At 69.9% G+C, this 16,385-nt stretch carries 15 protein-coding genes; 9 read left to right on the forward strand and 6 right to left on the reverse strand.

Annotated elements, in window-relative coordinates; all coding sequences use genetic code 11:
• The first annotated feature begins 32 nt into the window (after window positions 1-32).
• From AB0J91_RS17870 to AB0J91_RS17885, 4 genes are all read left to right on the forward strand, one after another.
• Entirely contained in the window at window positions 33-107 is a 75-nt protein-coding gene (locus tag AB0J91_RS17870; protein ID WP_363792279.1) for a putative leader peptide, read from the forward strand.
• An 81-nt stretch (window positions 108-188) separates the two neighbouring features.
• Window positions 189-1,388, forward strand: a complete 1,200-nt coding sequence (locus AB0J91_RS17875) for an acyl-CoA dehydrogenase family protein (protein WP_363869922.1) — start codon at window positions 189-191, stop codon at window positions 1,386-1,388.
• Window positions 1,389-1,400: 12 nt separating this feature from the next.
• Complete coding sequence (locus AB0J91_RS17880; RefSeq protein WP_363869925.1) at window positions 1,401-2,420, forward strand: LLM class flavin-dependent oxidoreductase; 1,020 nt, start codon at window positions 1,401-1,403, stop codon at window positions 2,418-2,420.
• Between the two features lie 13 nt (window positions 2,421-2,433).
• Window positions 2,434-3,813, forward strand: a complete 1,380-nt coding sequence (locus AB0J91_RS17885; protein WP_363869927.1) for an LLM class flavin-dependent oxidoreductase — start codon at window positions 2,434-2,436, stop codon at window positions 3,811-3,813.
• Window positions 3,814-3,914: 101 nt separating this feature from the next.
• Here AB0J91_RS17885 and AB0J91_RS17890 read toward each other — a convergent pair whose 3' ends face one another.
• A complete protein-coding gene (locus AB0J91_RS17890) occupies window positions 3,915-4,832 on the reverse strand; it encodes an ABC transporter substrate-binding protein (RefSeq protein ID WP_363869930.1) in 918 nt (305 codons plus the stop codon).
• 319 nt (window positions 4,833-5,151) lie between these two features.
• On the opposite strand from AB0J91_RS17890, the gene AB0J91_RS17895 reads away from it, so the two are divergent.
• The 3 genes from AB0J91_RS17895 to AB0J91_RS17905 all read left to right on the forward strand — a co-directional run bounded on the left by AB0J91_RS17895 (window position 5,152) and on the right by AB0J91_RS17905 (window position 8,032).
• Window positions 5,152-6,078, forward strand: a complete 927-nt coding sequence (locus tag AB0J91_RS17895; RefSeq protein WP_363869933.1) for an amino acid ABC transporter permease — start codon at window positions 5,152-5,154, stop codon at window positions 6,076-6,078.
• Window positions 6,062-6,814: an amino acid ABC transporter ATP-binding protein gene (locus AB0J91_RS17900; protein WP_363869936.1), complete on the forward strand. Its 753-nt coding sequence runs from the start codon at window positions 6,062-6,064 to the stop codon at window positions 6,812-6,814. Before AB0J91_RS17895 ends, AB0J91_RS17900 begins: the two co-directional genes overlap by 17 nt.
• A 90-nt stretch (window positions 6,815-6,904) precedes the next feature.
• Window positions 6,905-8,032 (forward strand): NAD/NADP octopine/nopaline dehydrogenase family protein, encoded by a 1,128-nt coding sequence (locus tag AB0J91_RS17905; RefSeq protein WP_363869939.1) that lies wholly within the window; start codon window positions 6,905-6,907, stop codon window positions 8,030-8,032.
• Here the strand turns inward: AB0J91_RS17905 and AB0J91_RS17910 are convergent.
• From AB0J91_RS17910 to AB0J91_RS17920, 3 genes are read right to left on the reverse strand one after another with little or no spacing between them, the layout of a single operon-like run.
• Window positions 7,962-8,807 (reverse strand): SDR family NAD(P)-dependent oxidoreductase, encoded by an 846-nt coding sequence (locus AB0J91_RS17910; protein WP_363869941.1) that lies wholly within the window; start codon window positions 8,805-8,807, stop codon window positions 7,962-7,964. The two genes, AB0J91_RS17905 and AB0J91_RS17910, sit on opposite strands and share 71 nt — an antisense overlap.
• On the reverse strand, window positions 8,804-9,709 hold the full coding sequence (locus tag AB0J91_RS17915; protein WP_363869944.1) for an alpha/beta fold hydrolase: 906 nt from the start codon (window positions 9,707-9,709) through the stop codon (window positions 8,804-8,806). Before AB0J91_RS17915 ends, AB0J91_RS17910 begins: the two co-directional genes overlap by 4 nt.
• On the reverse strand, window positions 9,706-11,202 hold the full coding sequence (locus tag AB0J91_RS17920; RefSeq protein WP_363869947.1) for an NAD(P)/FAD-dependent oxidoreductase: 1,497 nt from the start codon (window positions 11,200-11,202) through the stop codon (window positions 9,706-9,708). The genes AB0J91_RS17915 and AB0J91_RS17920 overlap by 4 nt, the downstream gene beginning before the upstream one ends.
• 97 nt (window positions 11,203-11,299) lie before the next feature.
• Here AB0J91_RS17920 and AB0J91_RS17925 point away from each other — a divergent pair, with 97 nt between their 5' ends.
• On the forward strand, window positions 11,300-12,535 hold the full coding sequence (locus AB0J91_RS17925) for a PucR family transcriptional regulator (RefSeq protein ID WP_363869950.1): 1,236 nt from the start codon (window positions 11,300-11,302) through the stop codon (window positions 12,533-12,535).
• A 131-nt stretch (window positions 12,536-12,666) separates the two neighbouring features.
• Here the strand turns inward: AB0J91_RS17925 and AB0J91_RS17930 are convergent, their stop codons facing one another.
• The gene (locus AB0J91_RS17930) at window positions 12,667-13,734 is read right to left on the reverse strand and encodes an NAD-dependent epimerase/dehydratase family protein (RefSeq protein WP_363869953.1); all 1,068 of its coding nucleotides are present in this window, start codon (window positions 13,732-13,734) and stop codon (window positions 12,667-12,669) included.
• 142 nt (window positions 13,735-13,876) lie between these two features.
• Between AB0J91_RS17930 and AB0J91_RS17935 the strand changes: the two genes are divergently transcribed.
• A complete protein-coding gene (locus tag AB0J91_RS17935; RefSeq protein ID WP_363869956.1) occupies window positions 13,877-15,058 on the forward strand; it encodes a zinc-dependent alcohol dehydrogenase in 1,182 nt (393 codons plus the stop codon).
• An 8-nt stretch (window positions 15,059-15,066) separates the two neighbouring features.
• On the opposite strand, the gene AB0J91_RS17940 is transcribed toward AB0J91_RS17935, so the two are convergent.
• Window positions 15,067-16,338, reverse strand: a complete 1,272-nt coding sequence (locus AB0J91_RS17940) for an ATP-grasp domain-containing protein (RefSeq protein WP_363869959.1) — start codon at window positions 16,336-16,338, stop codon at window positions 15,067-15,069.
• Window positions 16,339-16,385: the final 47 nt, after the last annotated feature.

Consider the following 16,385-nt stretch of genomic DNA (forward strand, 5'->3'; position numbering starts at 1 on the left):
ACCTCCGCTCAGCGGCTGGCACCGTCAACCGCGTGGATGAACCGAAGCTGTTCGTGCGGCTGCACGTCGACCTGCGTCGCGTGACGTCGGCTTCCTGTTCGGCCTGAGCACTCGTCTCCTCCCCGCTCTCGCGGGAACTCTCACCTCGCCGGTTCGCGAAAAACCGGGAACCTGCTCAGGAGCATCCTGTGACCGCTTCCATCACGCAGTCCGACGACGCGATCACCACCCGCCTTCGCCCGCTTCTCGCGCGCATCGCCGACACCGCCGCCGACCGAGACCGTCGCCGCAGGCTGCCCTTCGAGGAGGTGCGGTGGTTGCGCGAGGCCGGCATCACCACCTTGCGGCTGCCGGTCGAACGCGGCGGTGCCGGCCTGACGTTGGACGAGTTGTTCCGCCTGCTGGTGGAGCTCGGCGAGGCCGACCCGAACTTCCCGCAGCTGCTGCGCGCACACATCATGTTCACCGAAACAGTCCTGCACCAGCAGGATTCGCCGCAGCGGGAACGTTGGCTCGCGCTGCTGGAGGGCGGTGCGCTGGTGGGCAACGCGATCAGCGAGACCGGCTCGGCCGCGGTCGGGCGGGTCGGCACGCGCATCACCGAGAGCGACGGCCGACTGCTGCTCAACGGCACCAAGTACTACACGACCGGTAGCCTCTACGCCGACTGGATCCAGGTCTCCGCCGAGCGTGATGACGGCGAATCCGTGCGCGTGCTCGTCCCCGCCGACGCGCCCGGGGTGGCGCAGCGCGACGACTGGGACGGGTTCGGGCAGCTGACCACCAGCAGCGGCACCATCGAGTTCACCGATGTCGCGGTCGACCCGGCGGACGTGGCAGCGGGGGAGTCGGGACGCACGCTGCGCCCGGCGGTGGCGCAGCTGGTGCTGCTGAGCTGCCTGGTCGGCATCTCCCGCAACGCGGCCGCCGACGCCACGCGCTTCGTGCGGGAGCGCCGCCGGTCCTACAGCCACGCCAGCGCGGAGCTGCCCAAGGACGATCCGCTGGTGCAACAGCTCGTGGGTGGGCTGCACGCGACGAACTTCGCCGCGGAAGCCACCTTGCACGCCGCCGTGACCCCGCTGCAGCGGGCGCTGTCGGCCCTGCGGTCCGGAGACGTCACCGACGAGGAGCTGGACCGGGCCGAGATCGCGGTCTCGAAGGCGCACGTGGTGATCGTCGAGCAGGTGCTCGCGGCCATCACCAGGATGTTCGACGTCGGAGGCGCGTCCATCGTGGGCCGCGAACTCGCGCTCGACCGGCACTGGCGCAACGCCCGCACCCTCGCCGTGCACAACCCCGTGCTGTACAAGACGCGCGGCATCGGTGACTGGGCGATCAACGGCACCGATCCGATCTACCGGTGGACGCCGGGAACCGTGAACTGACCTGGAGGAGCCGTGCCGACCGAATCCCAGCCCCTGCGCCACCTCGGATTCCTGACCATCGGGCTGTTCGACGAGGTCGATCCCGGGGCCGGCCACGAGACCACGCTGCGGATCATCGAACTGGGCGAGCGGCTCGGCTTCGACAGCGCCTGGGTGCGGCACCGGCACCTGCAGTTCGGGATCTCCTCGCCCGTCGCGGTGCTGGCCGCGGCATCGCAACGCACGCGGCACATCCAGCTGGGAACTGCGGTCACCCCGCTGGGCTGGGAGAACCCGCTGCGGTTGGCCGAAGACCTCGCCACCGTCGACGTGCTCTCCGGCGGTCGCCTCAACCCGGGCATCAGCGTCGGTCCGCCGCGCGCGTACGACGAGGTCAAGGAGGCGTTGTACCCGGACAGCGCCGAGCACGAGGACTTCAGCCACCAGCGCGTGGCGCGGCTGCTCGCGCACGTGCGCGGGGAACCGGTGACCGGGTGGAGCGGGACGGAGGGCTTCGAGGAGTTCTCCGACCGGGTGCAGCCGCACTCGCCCGGACTCGCTTCGCGGCTCTGGTACGGCGGCGGCAGCCTCGGCTCGGCCCGATGGGCGGGGGAACACGGCATGAACCTGCTGACCAGCAGCGTCGTCAAGTCGGAGGAGTCCGAGGACTTCGCCGAGATCCAGCGGGCCCTGATCCGCACCTTCCGCGCCCACCACCCGGACGGTGAGCGGGCGCGCGTCTCCCAGGGCCTCGTCGTCATCCCCACGGACTCGGCCACGCCCCAGCAGCGGGCCAAGTACGCGGACTACGTGGCCCGCCGAACACCGCGCACCGCCGCCCCGCAAGGGCCCGAGCGGTTGCTGTTCGCGCGCGACCTGCTGGGCACCTCCGAGCAGATCGCGGAGCAGCTCCACGCCCACGCCGGTTTCCGCGAGGTCGACGAGGTGGCGTTCGCGTTGCCGTTCACCTTCGACCACGACGACTACGTCCAGATCCTCACCGACATCGCCACCGGGCTCGGCCCGCGGCTCGGTTGGAAACCCGCGCACTGATGGGAATGAGCACGTGAGCACCAGGAAGCGACTCCTGCTGAGCGCGTTCGTCATGGCCACCACCTCGCACATCCTGGAGGGGCAGTGGCGGAGGCCGGACGCGCAGCAGCACCGGTTCGACGAGCTGGAGCTGTGGACCGACCTGGCGCGCAGGCTCGAGGACGCGCGGTTCGACGCGATGTTCTTCGCCGACGTCGTCGGCCTCTACGGCAACTACCGGGGCGATTGGGACATCTTCGCCACCGAGGGGCTGCAGATCCCCTCGCACGACCCGTCGGTGATGATCTCCGCCCTCGCCGCTGCCACCGAGCACTTGGGCCTGGCTTGGACGAGTTCGGTCATCCAGGAGCACCCGTTCAACTTCGCCCGCCGGACGGCGACGCTCGACCACCTCACGCGCGGCCGCGTCGGGTGGAACATCGTCACTTCGGCGCTGGAGAACTCCCACCGCAACTTCGGGCTGCCGGGTCTGACTCCGCACGACGAGCGCTACCGCTGGGCCGACGAGTACGTCGATGTCGTCTACAAGCTCCTCGAGGGCAGTTGGGACGACGGCGCGCTGCGGCGCGATAAAGCCGCGGGACTGCACGCCGACCCAGCCGGGATCCACAAGATCCACCACTCCGGTCAGCGCTACCGCGTCGACGGGCCGCACCTGGTGGCACCGTCACCGCAGCGCACCCCGGTGCTGTTCCAGGCGGGGAACTCACCGGCCGGGATGGATTTCGCCGCGCGCAACGCCGAAGCCGTGTTCATGTTCGCCGGTTCGCCGGAGAGCGCCGGCAAGGTGACCGACACCGTCCGATCCCTGGCGGCCCGATACGGGCGCCGCCGGGAGGACCTGCTGTTCTTCGCCGGTCTGTCCTTCGTCGTCGGCAGCACCGAAGCCGAGGCGCGACGGCGCAAGGAGGACGCGGACGCCTACATGTCCGTCGAGGGCCTGGCCGCGCACATGCTCGGCGGCATGGGCGTCGATCTCGGAGACGCGCCGGTCGACACGCCGCTGAAGGACCTCGAGGTCGAAGGGGCCCGAGGAATTCTGCAATCGATCATCGATTCGGTGCCGGGTGGTGCGCCGACCATCGAGGACATGGTGCGCTACCGCGCCGAGCGGATGCGTCTGGTCGGCACTCCGGAGCACATCGCCGACGAGCTGGAACGCTGGCAGGACGCGGGAATCGATGGCATCAACATCATCAACCACGTCATCCCCGGCAGCTACGACGAGGTGATCGAGGGATTGCTGCCCGAACTCCGCCGACGCGGCCTGGCGCAGTCCGACTACGCACCGGGAACCTTCCGCGAGAAGCTCTTCACCGACTCCGGGCCCCGCCTCAACGCCCGCCACCCGGCGGCATCCCACCGCGGAGCTTTCCGCGACACCCCGCGCTGACCACTTGTTCCCGCCTCCGGGCTGCCGGTGCGCCAGAGTTCGCGCGAAATCCGAAGTCTCCGAGGGGCCTTCGAATTTCGCGCGATATGTGAATCCTTGCGTCAGCGGGTCTCGGTCGGGTTGATCTGGGAGGAGGGGATCGCCGAAGCGGTCGTTCCCCACTTGTGGAGGATGCGCTGGTAGGTGCCGTCGGCGATGAGCTTGTTGACCGCCGCCTGCAGCGCCGGGGCCAGCGGTGAGTTCTTGGGGAGCGCGAAACCGACGTCCAGGCGGCGGAATTCGTTGAGGAAGCGCAGGCCGGGCTGCTGGGTGGTGGCGTACCGGAGTCCGTTGATGGTGCTCATCAGGACGTCGACCTTGCCCTGCTGCAGCGCGGAGTACATGGCGCTCTGCTCGGAGAACACCTGAACCTCGTACGGCGGCCGGCCGATCTGGGCGCAGCGCTCGCGGTGGGCGTTGAGCGTCGCTTCGAACGTCGTGCCCGCGCCGGTGCCGATGGCCCGGCCGCACAGCTGGGTGATGTCGGTGACCTGGCCGAGGTCGCTGTCCTGCCGGACGGCGAAACCCTGGCCGTCGTCGATGTAGGTGACGAAGTCGATGGTCTTCTTGCGCTCCTCGGTCACGCCGAAGTTGCCGGTTCCGACCTGGAACTTGCCGCTGCCCAGCGCCGGCAGGATCGCCTCGAACGCAGCCTCGCGGCGGTCGACGCGGATGCCGAGCACGCGCCCGACGGCATCGGTGATCTCGACGTCCTGGCCGACGACGGTTCGGTTGTCGGCCAGGTAGAACGCCGAGGGCGGAGAACCGACGGAACTGCCGACCGCCACCGATTCGGCTTGCCGGATCTCGGGAGGTAGCAGCGCGGCGATCGTCTCGTCCTTCGGGATCGACGACACCACATCGGTGTTCACGTCGAGACCCGGCGCGGGATCGGTGGCGAGACCGGATGAGCACCCGGCCAGCAGGCCACTTGCGAGCAGCGTTGTCGCCGCGGTTCTCAGGCGCGCGAACATGATCATGAATTCCCTTCTGGGGCAACGAGGAATGAGGTGGTGGCGGTGCCCTGGGCGAGGGAAGTGGGAGAGATCCGGCTCAGCAGCCGGCGAAGGAGAACGAAGTCAACCGCGACACGACGCCGACCACACCAGGGCCAGATCGATGTGGTGGCGCTTCACCAAGCGGGATCGACGGGACACAAGACGAGAATCGTCCTCGCGGACAGCGGATGTCAACGCCGATCAGTCCGTGGGACGCGGTTGACGACCCGCCGCTGCGGGATACCGTTGATGCCGGTGGCGGTCGGGCGAGGCCTTCCCTCCGGAGGAGGAAAGTCCCCTCATGGCAAGATCTTCAGTCCTCGAGGTCGCGCGCGGCGGAGTCGCCGCCCCGACTCGGGTCGTGCCCGCGCGGCACGCCGGAAGGTGGTGCGCGGCGGCCGTCGCCGTCGTGGTGCTGGCGCTCGTGATCCGGTCGGTGGCCACCAACCCGAACTTCCAGTGGTCGGTCGTGGCCGCGTACTTCACGCTGCCCGCCGTGCTCCAGGGCCTGTGGCTGACGCTGTGGCTCACCGCTGTCACGATGGTTCTGGGATTCGCCCTGGGAACCGTCCTGGCGGTGATGCGGCTGTCCGGCAATCCCGTGCTCAACGCAATCAGCTGGTTCTACACCTGGGTCTTCCGGTCGATCCCGCTGCTGGTGCAGCTGCTGTTCTGGTTCAACATCGGCGCCCTCTACCCGTCGGTGAGCATCGGCCCCTGGCACTCGGTGAACACCGTCGACCTGATCGGCGGCACCACCACCGCGGTCATCGGGCTGGTGCTGCACGAGGCCGCCTACGCGGGTGAGGTCGTGCGCGCCGGGATCCTGTCCGTCGATGCCGGCCAGAGCGAGGCGGCCCAGTCGCTGGGCATGACGCGGCTGCGCGTCCTGCGCCGGATCGTGCTTCCGCAGGCGATGCGCTCGATCATCCCGCCCGCGGGGAACATGCTGATCGGCACCCTCAAGGGAACCTCGATCGTCAGCGTCATCGCGGTGCACGACCTCCTGTACTCGGTGCAGTTGATCTACAACCGGAACTACCTGGTGATCCCACTGCTGCTGGTCGCCACCGTCTGGTACCTCGTCGTCACCTCACTGCTGACCACCGCGCAGTTCTACGTCGAACGCCACTACGCGCGCGGTTCGCAGCGTGAGCTGCCACCCACGCCGTTGCAGCGGCTGCGGCGACTTCTGGACAAGAGGAGGACCGATGCTCGAACTTCGTGACGTGCGCAAGAGATTCGGGCAGACCGAGGTGCTGCGCGGGGTGGACCTGACCGTTCGGCGTGGTGAGGTGACGTGCGTGATCGGCCCGTCCGGTTCGGGCAAGAGCACCCTGCTGCGCTGCATCAACCACCTGGAGAAGGTCGATTCCGGGCGGATCGAGATCGACGGCGAGCTGGTGGGGTACCGGGAGTCGGGTGGCACGCTGCGCGAGCTGCCGGACCGGGTGGTCGCCCGGCAGCGAGCCGGAATCGGCATGGTGTTCCAGAACTTCAACCTCTTCGGCCATCTCACGGTCCTGGAGAACCTGATCGAGGCGCCGGTCGGCGTGCTCGGTCTGTCGAAGGACGAGGCGGTGCGGCGAGCGCGCGACACGCTGCGGCGGGTCGGTCTCGACGGCCGCGAGGGCGCCTATCCGAGGCAGCTCTCCGGCGGTCAGCAGCAGCGGGTCGCCATCGCGCGGGCCCTGGCGATGGAACCCGAGCTGCTGCTGTTCGATGAGCCGACCAGCGCGTTGGACCCGGAACTGGTGGGCGAGGTCCTGGCGGTGATGCACGACCTGGTGCGGGCCGGGCAGACGATGGTCGTGGTCACCCACGAGATCGGGTTCGCTCGCGAGGCCGCCGACTCGGTGGTGTTCCTCGACGGTGGTGAGATCGTTGAATCCGGTCCGCCAGGGGAAGTTCTGAGCAGGCCGTCGCACACCCGAACCCGGGAGTTCCTGCAGCGCACGCTGTGATGTGCGGCAAGTCATAAGTGCGATGGGAACCGGGGCGGTGATCTCTCCGACCACTGGGACGTGGAATCGATCGCGAGGAGCAGTGCTGCGGTGGACGAGATCGGTGTGATCGGGGCCGGTGGCGAAGGGCTGGCCGTGGTCGCCCACCTGTCCTCGACGGGTCGCCGGGTGCGGCTGTGCACCCGGAACCCGCAGCGGGTGGCGGGCATCCGGGCCGGAGGTGAGATCGGGGCGACCGGTGAGCTGGAGGGCAGGTTCCCGGTCGCGCAGGTCACCGCCGACCCGGCGGAGCTGGCGCGGCGCTGCCGGGTGGTGGTGATCGCCGCGATCACCACCGCCTACCCGGAGATCGCCGCTTCGCTGGCCGCGCATCTCACCGAGGACCACGTGATCGTGCTGTTCTCCGGAAAGCTCTGCGGCAGCGCGGAATTCGCCGCATCGCTGAGCAGTGCCGGAGCGCCGGAGGTGGACGTGGTGGAGACCGACGCCCTGTTCGCCGCCCGCCCCGACGGCGACGACGGCGTGCGCGTCCTCGGCACGAAGCGGTGGAACCTCCTCTCCGGCGCCACGCCCGGTGCCGTTGAACGCGGGGCGCCGGTCGTCCGGGAGTGGTTCCCCTGGCTGGAGAAAGCCACGAATCTTGTCCACAGAGGACTCACCGATTTCGGCGCGGTCGCCCACGCACCGATCGCGCTGGCCAACCTCGGCACCATCGACCGCGGCGAGGAACTGCTGTTCTACCTCGACGGCGTCTCCGACCGCACCGTCGCGCTGCTGCGCGAGGTCGAGCAGGAGTTCCGCGAGGTCGCCGCCGCCTACGGCGCAACCCTGATGCCCATGCCGGAAGTCCTCGACCGCTACTACGGCTGCACCACCACGAGCCTGCTGGACGCGATGCGCAGCGCAGCGCCCTACAAGACCATCCTCGCGCCCGGATCGCTGGACCACCGGTTCCTGCACGAGGACATCGCCTCGACGCTCGTGCCGCTGGAAGGCCTCGCCGACAAGGCCGGAGTGGCCACGCCGATGGTCGGCTCCATCATCAACGTGATGTCCACGCTGTCCGGGAAGTCCTTCCGCCGCAACGGCAGGACCCTCGAACGGCTGGGCTGGGCGGACCTCGACCACGACGAGATCCGCCGCGCGCTCAACCCCGCGAGAACCGCCGGCGTTCGAACATCGCGGCCAGCGCCGGGTAGCGTCGCGGCAGCAGTCTGACCAGCAGGTCCACCAGTTTCGCGTCGTTCCCGACCAGGACCCGCTGCTTGCCCGCCTCGACCCCGTCGACGATGATGCCGGCGGCCTGCCGCGGCGGCATCTTCAGCAGCTTCTCGTTGTAGGTGCGCACGCGAGCCTCGTCCTCGGGAGTCACCTCACCGCGCTTGCGCGCGTCCTCCAGACCGGCCGAGGCGATGTTGGTGCGCACCCCTCCGGGATGCACCACGGTGACCCGCACCGGGTGCCCGGCCATGAGCATCTCGGCGCGCAGGCTCTCGGTGAACCCGCGCACCCCGAACTTGCTGGCGCAGTAGGCGGTGCTGCGCGGCTGGCCCATGATGCCGTTGAGGCTGGACACGTTGACCACGTGACCGTCACCGGAGGCGATGAGGTGCGGAAGGAAGGCCTTGCTGCCGTGGATCACGCCGAACAGGTTGATCCCGAGCACGCGCTCGTAGGTCTCCCAGTCGTTGTCGGCCACCGCGCCGCCCGCGGCGATCCCCGCGTTGTTGTAGACCTGGTGCACCACGCCGAAGTCCGCGGCCACCGACGCCGCGTAGGACTCGACGGCCTGCCGGTCGCTGACGTCCAACCGAGCCGAGCGCACCTCGGCGCCCAGCGCCTCGAGCCGGTCGACCGTGGCCGCCAGGTTGGTCTCGTCGACGTCCGACACCGCCAGCCGCGCACCCCGGCGGGCCAGCTCGAACGCGACCTCGCGCCCGATGCCCGAACCGGCACCGGTGACCACGGCGACCTTGCCGCGAACCTCGCTCATCGGGACGACTCCTCTGCAGCGGTGCTGATGTGCTCGGTGGTCATCGCCACCAACCGGTCGATCAGGCCGGGTGCGATGTGGTGGCCCATGCCTTCGATCTCGACGTAGCGGGCGCCGGGGATGGCCGCCGCCGTGGCGCGACCGCCGCTGACGTGCACCATGCGGTCGGTGTCGCCGTGGATCACCAGCGTCGGCGCGGCGATCCGGCGCAGCTCGGCCGTGCGGTCGCCGCTGGCGTGGATCGCGCTGATCTGACGCGGCCGACCGTCCTTGGCGCGGGCACCGCCACCGCGTTCCCACAGCCCGGCCGCCCACGCGCGTTCGAGGTCGTCGTCCGGGGGGAACGACGCCGAACCGATGTGCCGCAGCATCCACAGGTGGCGCTCCACCGACTCCTCGACCGTGTGCGTCGGGCCCTTGGCCATGCGCACCAGCGTCGACCGCGCGGGCTGGCCGACCTCGCGCGCACCCGTGGTGGAGAAGATCGAGGTCAGCGAGTCGACCCGGTCGGGGTGCCGGGCGGCGACGGTCTGGGCGATCATCCCGCCCATCGACATCCCCAGCAGCTGCACGCGCTTGAGGCCCAAGTGGTCGAGCAGCCCGACGGTGTCGGCGGCCATGTCACCGAGGTCGTAGGCGTCCGGCCTGGGCCGGGCGAACAGCTGGCGCAGCCTGCCGGGCGGTGGCGTGCCGATCCGCGACGAGCGGCCGGCGTCGCGGTTGTCCAGGCGCACCACGCGGAAACCGCGCTTGGTGAACCCGTCGACCAGCCGCTGCGGCCACGAGGTCAGGTCCAGTCCCAGTCCCGCGATGAGCACCAGCGGAGTCCCGTCGGCCGGGCCGTCGACGCGGTAGCAGATCCGGGGGCCCGCGGGCAGGTCGACGAAGAGGTCCTCGCTCATCGGGTCACCTCCACGCGGGCCTCGGCGCGGGAGAACCGCAGCTCGGGGTCGGTGACGTCGTCCGCACGCAGCAGCTTGACGTCGGAGTGGTAGCTCAGCGAGGTCAGCCACGGCATCCGGTCGCCCTGCTTGGGCAGTTGGTCGACCGCCCGCTGGACGTAGCCGGCGTTGAAGTCCAGGAACGGGCGCTTGGGCATCGCCGGATCGCTGGGAACCGGCCTGCAGATGTCGAGCCCGTAGTTGTCCATGTGGCTCAGCAGGCGGCAGAAGTGCTCGCACAGCAACCCGATCTTCAGCGTCCACGACGAGTTGGTGTAGCCGATCGCGAACGCCAGGTTCGGCACGCCGGAGAGCATCATGCCCTTGTAGGCGATCGTGTCCGGCAGGTGCACCGGTTCGCCGTCGACCACCAGCGGCACGCCGCCGAAGGGCTGCAGGTTCAGGCCGGTGGCGGTGATGATGACGTCCGCCTCCAGCTCCGCGCCGGATTCCAGCTTCACGCCCCGCTCGGTGAACGTCTCGATCCGGTCGGTGACCACCGAGGCCTGACCCCGCCGGATCACCTTGAACAGGTCGCCGTCGGGCACCGCGCACAAGCGCTGGTCCCACGGGTCGTAGGGCGGGTTGAAGTGGGTGTCGACCGGATAGCCCTCGGGCAGCGCCTTGCTGTTGACGTAGCGGATCAGCTTGCGCGCGGTCTTCGGGAAGCGCTGGCAGAAGCTCCAGATCAGCCGCTGCTGCAGGATGTTCTTGCGCCGCGCGATCGCGTAGCCGCGTTCGGGTCCGAAGAGCCGGCCCGCGATGTTGGCGACGGCGTCCTTCTTGGGCACCGGCATGATGTAGGTCGGCGTGCGCTGCAGCATCGTCACGTGCGAGGCCGTGTCCGCCATCGCCGGGACGAGCGTCACCGCCGTCGCACCGCTGCCGATCACCAGCACCTTCTTGCCGGAGTAGTCCAGGTCCTCCGGCCAGTGCTGCGGGTGGACGATCGGGCCGGTGAACCGCTCCCGGCCCTCGAAGTGCGGGGTGAACCCCTCGTCGTAGCGGTAGTAGCCGCCCGCGCTGAAAATCCAGCGCGCGCTGAGCTGGTGGCGAGCGCCGGTCTCGGGGTTCTCCACGTCGACGAGCCACCGCGCCTGCGCCGAGGACCACTCGGCGCCCACCACCTTGTGGTGGAAGCGGATGTGCGGTTCGAGGTCGTTCTCGGTGATGGTCTCGCGCAGGTAGTCGAGGATGCGCGGTGCCGAGGCGATCGACTCCTCGTCCCGCCACGGCTTGAACTCGTAGCCGAAGGTGTGCAGGTCGGAGTCCGAGCGGATGCCGGGGTAGCGGAACAGGTCCCACGTCCCGCCGGAGGCGCCGCGCGCTTCCAGGATCGCGAAGGACTTCGCCGGGTGCGAGGTCTTGAGGTAGCGACCTGCGCCGATGCCGGAGATCCCGGCCCCCACGATCAGGACGTCCAGGTGCTCGACCGGTGTTTCGGTGGTGGTCATTCTGCTGCTCCCCGCACGAACGGACTGCTCTCCCCGGGGAGCATGCCCGGGGCCTGCTGATTTGCGCCACAGCGACATGCACCAGGATCATGCGGAGATGGTGCCGAATGCTGCGTCCGAGTGGCCGAGGGTGTCCCCGCGCGTGCGGGAGCTGTTCCGGCGGGGTGCCGAGATCGCGCTGAACCCGCAGGCCGAGTGGGTCGAGGAGGTGCACGCCGCCGCCCTCGGCGGTGCGCGGGTCCGGCTGGTCGCCGAGGACCCGGCGCTGGCCGCCGCGACCCGCCGCGCCAACCTCGCGAACCTGCTGCACTGGGCGGCGGCCAACGTCCAGAACCCGGGTCGCAGGGTTCCGGCCAACACCAGCTCAGAGCTGCTCGAAGCCTCCCGCGACCTGGTGCGACGGGGTTTGGACGAGACCGCGCTGGACTCCTACCGGATGGCGCAGAACGTCGCGTGGCGGCGCTGGATCGAGATCGTCTTCGGCCTCACCGACGACCCCGGCGAGCTGCGCGAGCTGCTCGACGTCTCCGCCGTGTCGATCGGCACCTTCATCGACGACACCGTCGCCGCCGTCAGCGAGCGCATGCAGCACGAACGCGACGAGCTCACCCGAGGTGCGCACGCGGAGCGCCGCGCGGTGGTGACGCTGCTGCTGGAAGGCGCGCCGATCGGGCAGGCGCGGGCCGAGAGCAGGCTCGGCTACCGGCTCTCCGGACCCCACACCGCCGCGATCCTCTGGAGCGGCGCGGGAGGCTCCGAGCAGGTCGAGGCCGCCGCGGAGGCGGTGACCCGCGCGGCCGGTGCCGACCACCGGCTCACCGTCATCGCCAGCGCCGCGGCCATGTGGGTCTGGCTGCCGGTGGCCACCGCGCCACCCGCGGCCGAACTGACCGCGCGCCTGGCCGAGCACCCCGACGTGCGGGTCGCGGTGGGTCGTCCCGGCACCGGAGTGGAGGGGTTCCGCCGCAGCCACCTCGACGCCGCCACCACGCAGCGCATGGTCGCCCGGCTCACCTCACCCCAGCAGGTGGCCCGCTACCAGGACGTGCAGCTTGTGTCGTTGCTGACCAGCGAACCCACCCAGACCGACGAGTTCCTGGCCGACACCCTGGGCGATCTGCGGCACGCCGACGCCGAGACGCGCACCGCGGTGCTGACCTACGTTCGCGAGCTGGGCAGCACGACCCGCACCGCCGAACGCCTCTACACCCACCGCAACACGGTCCTGCGCCGGCTCGCCAGGGCCGACGAGCTGCTGCCGCGCCCGCTCGCCGAGAACGCCCTCGCGGTGGCGGCGGCTCTCGAAGCCCTGCACTGGCGCGGCACCGGCTAGGTGCTGTTTGAGGAGCGGCGGAGCCGCTGTTCCAGGTGTGGGACTCAGCTCGCACCGCTCAGGTTCTGCTACTGGCACCCGAGCAACGCAATTCCCGAACAGCTCCGAGGACACTCGTGATCGGCTAGCGCTCAAGGGCGCTGGCCGACGCCCGTGCGGAGCTCCTCCAGCCTGCCGCCAGGGAGCGGAGAGCGGAGCGGAGGGCTGGAATCGCCGGTGGCCGAACGCAAACCGCGCAGGAAGTCGGCGACCGCCTCGGTGGAGCTGCGTCGCGGGCTCCAGCCGAGCTCCTCGCGGGCGCGGCCGGTGTCCATCATCGGCAGCCGCAGGAACGCGTCGAACAGGTCCGGTGACGCGGGAACCAGGTGCAGGTTCCAGGCCGCCGCCAGAACCGCGCGCACCAGTGGCGCCGGAACCGCTGCGGGACGGACGTGCAGCAGGTCCGCCAGCGCGCTGAAGTCCACCACCGGATCCGCCGCGACGTTGAACGCTCCCCGGCTGTCGGACAGGATCGCGAGCCGGTACGCCTCGCCGACGTCGTCGCTGTGCACCGCCTGGAAGCGCAGCCCGGTCGGCAGCGGCAGCACCGGGAGGAGTTCCGGGCGGGCGAGGCTGTTGGGCAGGAACGGCCCGATGAACAGGCGTCGCTGCTGTTCGGCGGACTCGGGCTTGAAGCAGAACGCGGTGCGCATCCGGACGACCCGGATGTCCGGGTGCTGCCGTTCGAAGGAGTCGAGGAACCGCTCCAGGTAGGCCTTCTCCCGGCTGTAGGCCGCGGCCGGCCACCCGTGCGTCGGCCAGGTCTCGCTGACCGCGCGCCCGGCGGGCCCGGGGGAGTAGGCGGCCACGGACGAGGCGTAGACGAGGTGGCGCACCCCGGCGGCGGCAGCGGCCTCGAACACCCGGATGCTGCCGAGCACGTTGGTGCGCCAGGTCGTCACCGGGTCGTGGGTGGGCTGGAACAGCCAGCCCAGGTGGACCACGGTGTCCACCGAGGCGAATCGCCCGACCAGGTCGTCCTCCCGGACGTCGGTGCGCTCCCACTGGATCTCCGGGCCCTGTTCGGGTGGTTGCCGGCGGGAAAGCGCGGTGATCCCCTCCACGTGGGGGTCGCCGCGCAGCGCCTCCACCACGCTGGTTCCGATGTTGCCGGTGGCTCCGACGATCGCGACTCGCCGGGAACTCGCAGACGTTGCCATGAGGACTCCTGCCATCGGTCCGGACGGTCTTCCCACAACGGGTTCCCCGCAGGCCGCGGCACAAACGCCCCGCGGCGGTGCGGGGTTTGCCCGGTGCTGCCACCGGAAAGAACGTGGTGGCGAGCTATTGAGGAGGTGGCCTGTGAAGGCGCTGACATGGCAAGGACCGCGCGACGTGCGCGTCGAGAACGTGCCCGACCCGAAGTTGGAAGCGGACACGGACGCGATCATCCGCGTCACCAGCAGCGGGATCTGCGGCTCCGATCTGCACCTCTACGAGGTGCTGGCCCCGTTCCTCGACCCCGGCGACATCCTCGGCCACGAGCCCATGGGCGTGGTGGAGGAGACCGGGTCCGCGGTCACCGACATCGCGCCGGGGGACCGGGTCGTCGTGCCGTTCAACATCTCCTGCGGCCACTGCTGGATGTGCGAACGACGCCTGTTCGCCCAGTGCGAGACGACTCAGGTGCGCGAGCACGGCAGCGGAGCCGCGCTGTTCGGCTACACCAAGCTCTACGGCAGCGTTCCCGGCGCCCAAGCCGAGCGACTGCGAGTGCCCCAGGCGCAGTTCGGTCCGATCAAGGTGCCGGAAGGACCGCCGGACGAGCAGTTCGTCTACCTCTCCGACGTGCTGCCCACGGCGTGGCAGGCCGTCGAGTACGCCGACGTACCCGAGGGCGGCACGGTGGCGGTGTTCGGCCTCGGCCCCATCGGGCAGATGGCGGCCCGCATCGCCCTGCACCACGGATTCCGCGCCATCGGCATCGATCGGGTGCCGGAACGGCTGAACATGGCCGAGCGGCACGGAGTTCGCACCATCGACGCCGCACAGCAGGACCACGTCGCGGACGCCGTGCGCGAGCTTACCGAGGGTCGTGGCGCGGACTCGGTGATCGACGCCGTCGGCATGGAGGCGCACGGCTCACCCGTCGCCGAACTCGGGCAGAAGGTCGCCGGGGTGCTGCCCGACGCCGTCGCCGAGCCGCTGATGTCCAAGGCCGGGGTCGACCGGCTTTCCGCGCTGCACCAGTGCATCGACAGCGTCCGCCGGGCGGGCACGATCTCGCTCAGCGGCGTCTACGGCGGCATGGCCGACCCGATGCCGATGCTCACCATGTTCGACAAGGGCGTTCGCATCGCGATGGGGCAGGCCCACGTGAAGCGGTGGATCCCGGACCTGCTGCCGCTGGTCGGCCACGAATCCGACCCGCTCGGCGTGCGCGACCTGACCACCCACCACCTCCCGCTGGACGATGCCCCGAACGCCTACGACATCTTCCAGCGCAAGGCGGACGGGGCGATCAAGATCCTCCTGGAGCCGTAGGACGTGCGTCAGGTGAGGCTGAAGGGGAGGAGCTGCACGCAGCGGTCGAACTTCGCTCGCAGCTCCTCCTCGTCCGCCGCTCCCAGGTAGACGGCGAAGAGCTCGTAGCTGTAGCTGTCCTGCGCCGGGAGCTCCGAGAGCCGCGCGCCCTCCTCGGCGATGATGTCCACAGTGGCCCCGGGAAGCTCCTCGGCCAGCCGCGCGAGGTCGTCCTTCGACGGGGTGGAGCGGACCACGGCGTCCTCGAAGACGCGGTGGAACCACTTCGCCGCGACGCGGTCCTGACCTTCCCGGCTCGGCATGGCCGGCTCCTCGCCGACCGCGAGCTGCACCATCGCCTGGTGGTTGGGCATGCCGTCGACCAGCTCGAACAGCGGCGCGTGCGACTGCGACAGGCGCGGGTTGATCTCCAGGATGTTCACCGCGTCCGTCTCGGTGTCCCAGAAGAACTCGATGTTGAACGTCGAATCGTTCAACCCGATGTGCTCGATCACCTCCCGGCTGATCTCGGTGATCCGATCCCGCACCTCCTCCGGAGCCCGCGAGGGGTACTGGTAGCGCAGGAAGCTGGAGGATCCCGGGTAGCACAGCGAATCCACGATGCCGTGCACGTGCGCGCGGCCGCCGTGGACGTAGCCCTCCGTGGTGAGCTGCTCGCCCCGCACGGCCTCCTCGGCCAGGCACGCCATGCCCCCGGCCTCCTCGATCGCCGGCGGCAGCTCCAGCTTGGAGAGCAGGAAGTCGAAGGCCCGACCGATGCGGCCGATGCCTTCCCGGATCTCGGCCGCCGCCGCGCGCAGCTGGTCCTCGTCGTCGACCTTGAACGCCAGGTCGGAGGAGAAGGACTTGACCGGCTTGAGCCACATCGGGAAGCGCATCCCCGGCGGCGTCTCCGGGTCGTCCAGGTCGATGATCGCGAAGCCCGGGTGGGCGTCGGTGACCTCGCGCTGCACCCGCCGGCTCCAGTACTTGTGCTCGCACTTGACCACCGATTCCAGGCTCGGTCCCGGCAGGCCGTTGTCGGTGGCCAGGATCGGAACCATCGAGCTCACCGGGAAGTCCCAGTAGCCCACGATCGCGTCGATCGGCTCCGAGAAGTCGTCGAGGCGCTGCTGCGCCCTCTCCAGCAGCTCCTCCAAGCTGATGTCGCCGTACATCAGCTGCTCCTTGTCGAGCAGCGCGTGGAACCGGTACGGGGCGAGGTGCTGGAGCTCGCGCATCAGGGCGAGGTTGCGTTCGTCGGGTCCCAGCAGGAACACGTTCTTCGGCCGCTCAATCACACCACTCCGCATACCCCGGGCATGCCGAGGTTGAACACGCCGGGAGG

Origin of the sequence: Saccharopolyspora sp. NPDC049357, assembly GCF_040677225.1 — a bacterium.
Classification (GTDB): Bacteria; Actinomycetota; Actinomycetes; order Mycobacteriales; family Pseudonocardiaceae; genus Saccharopolyspora.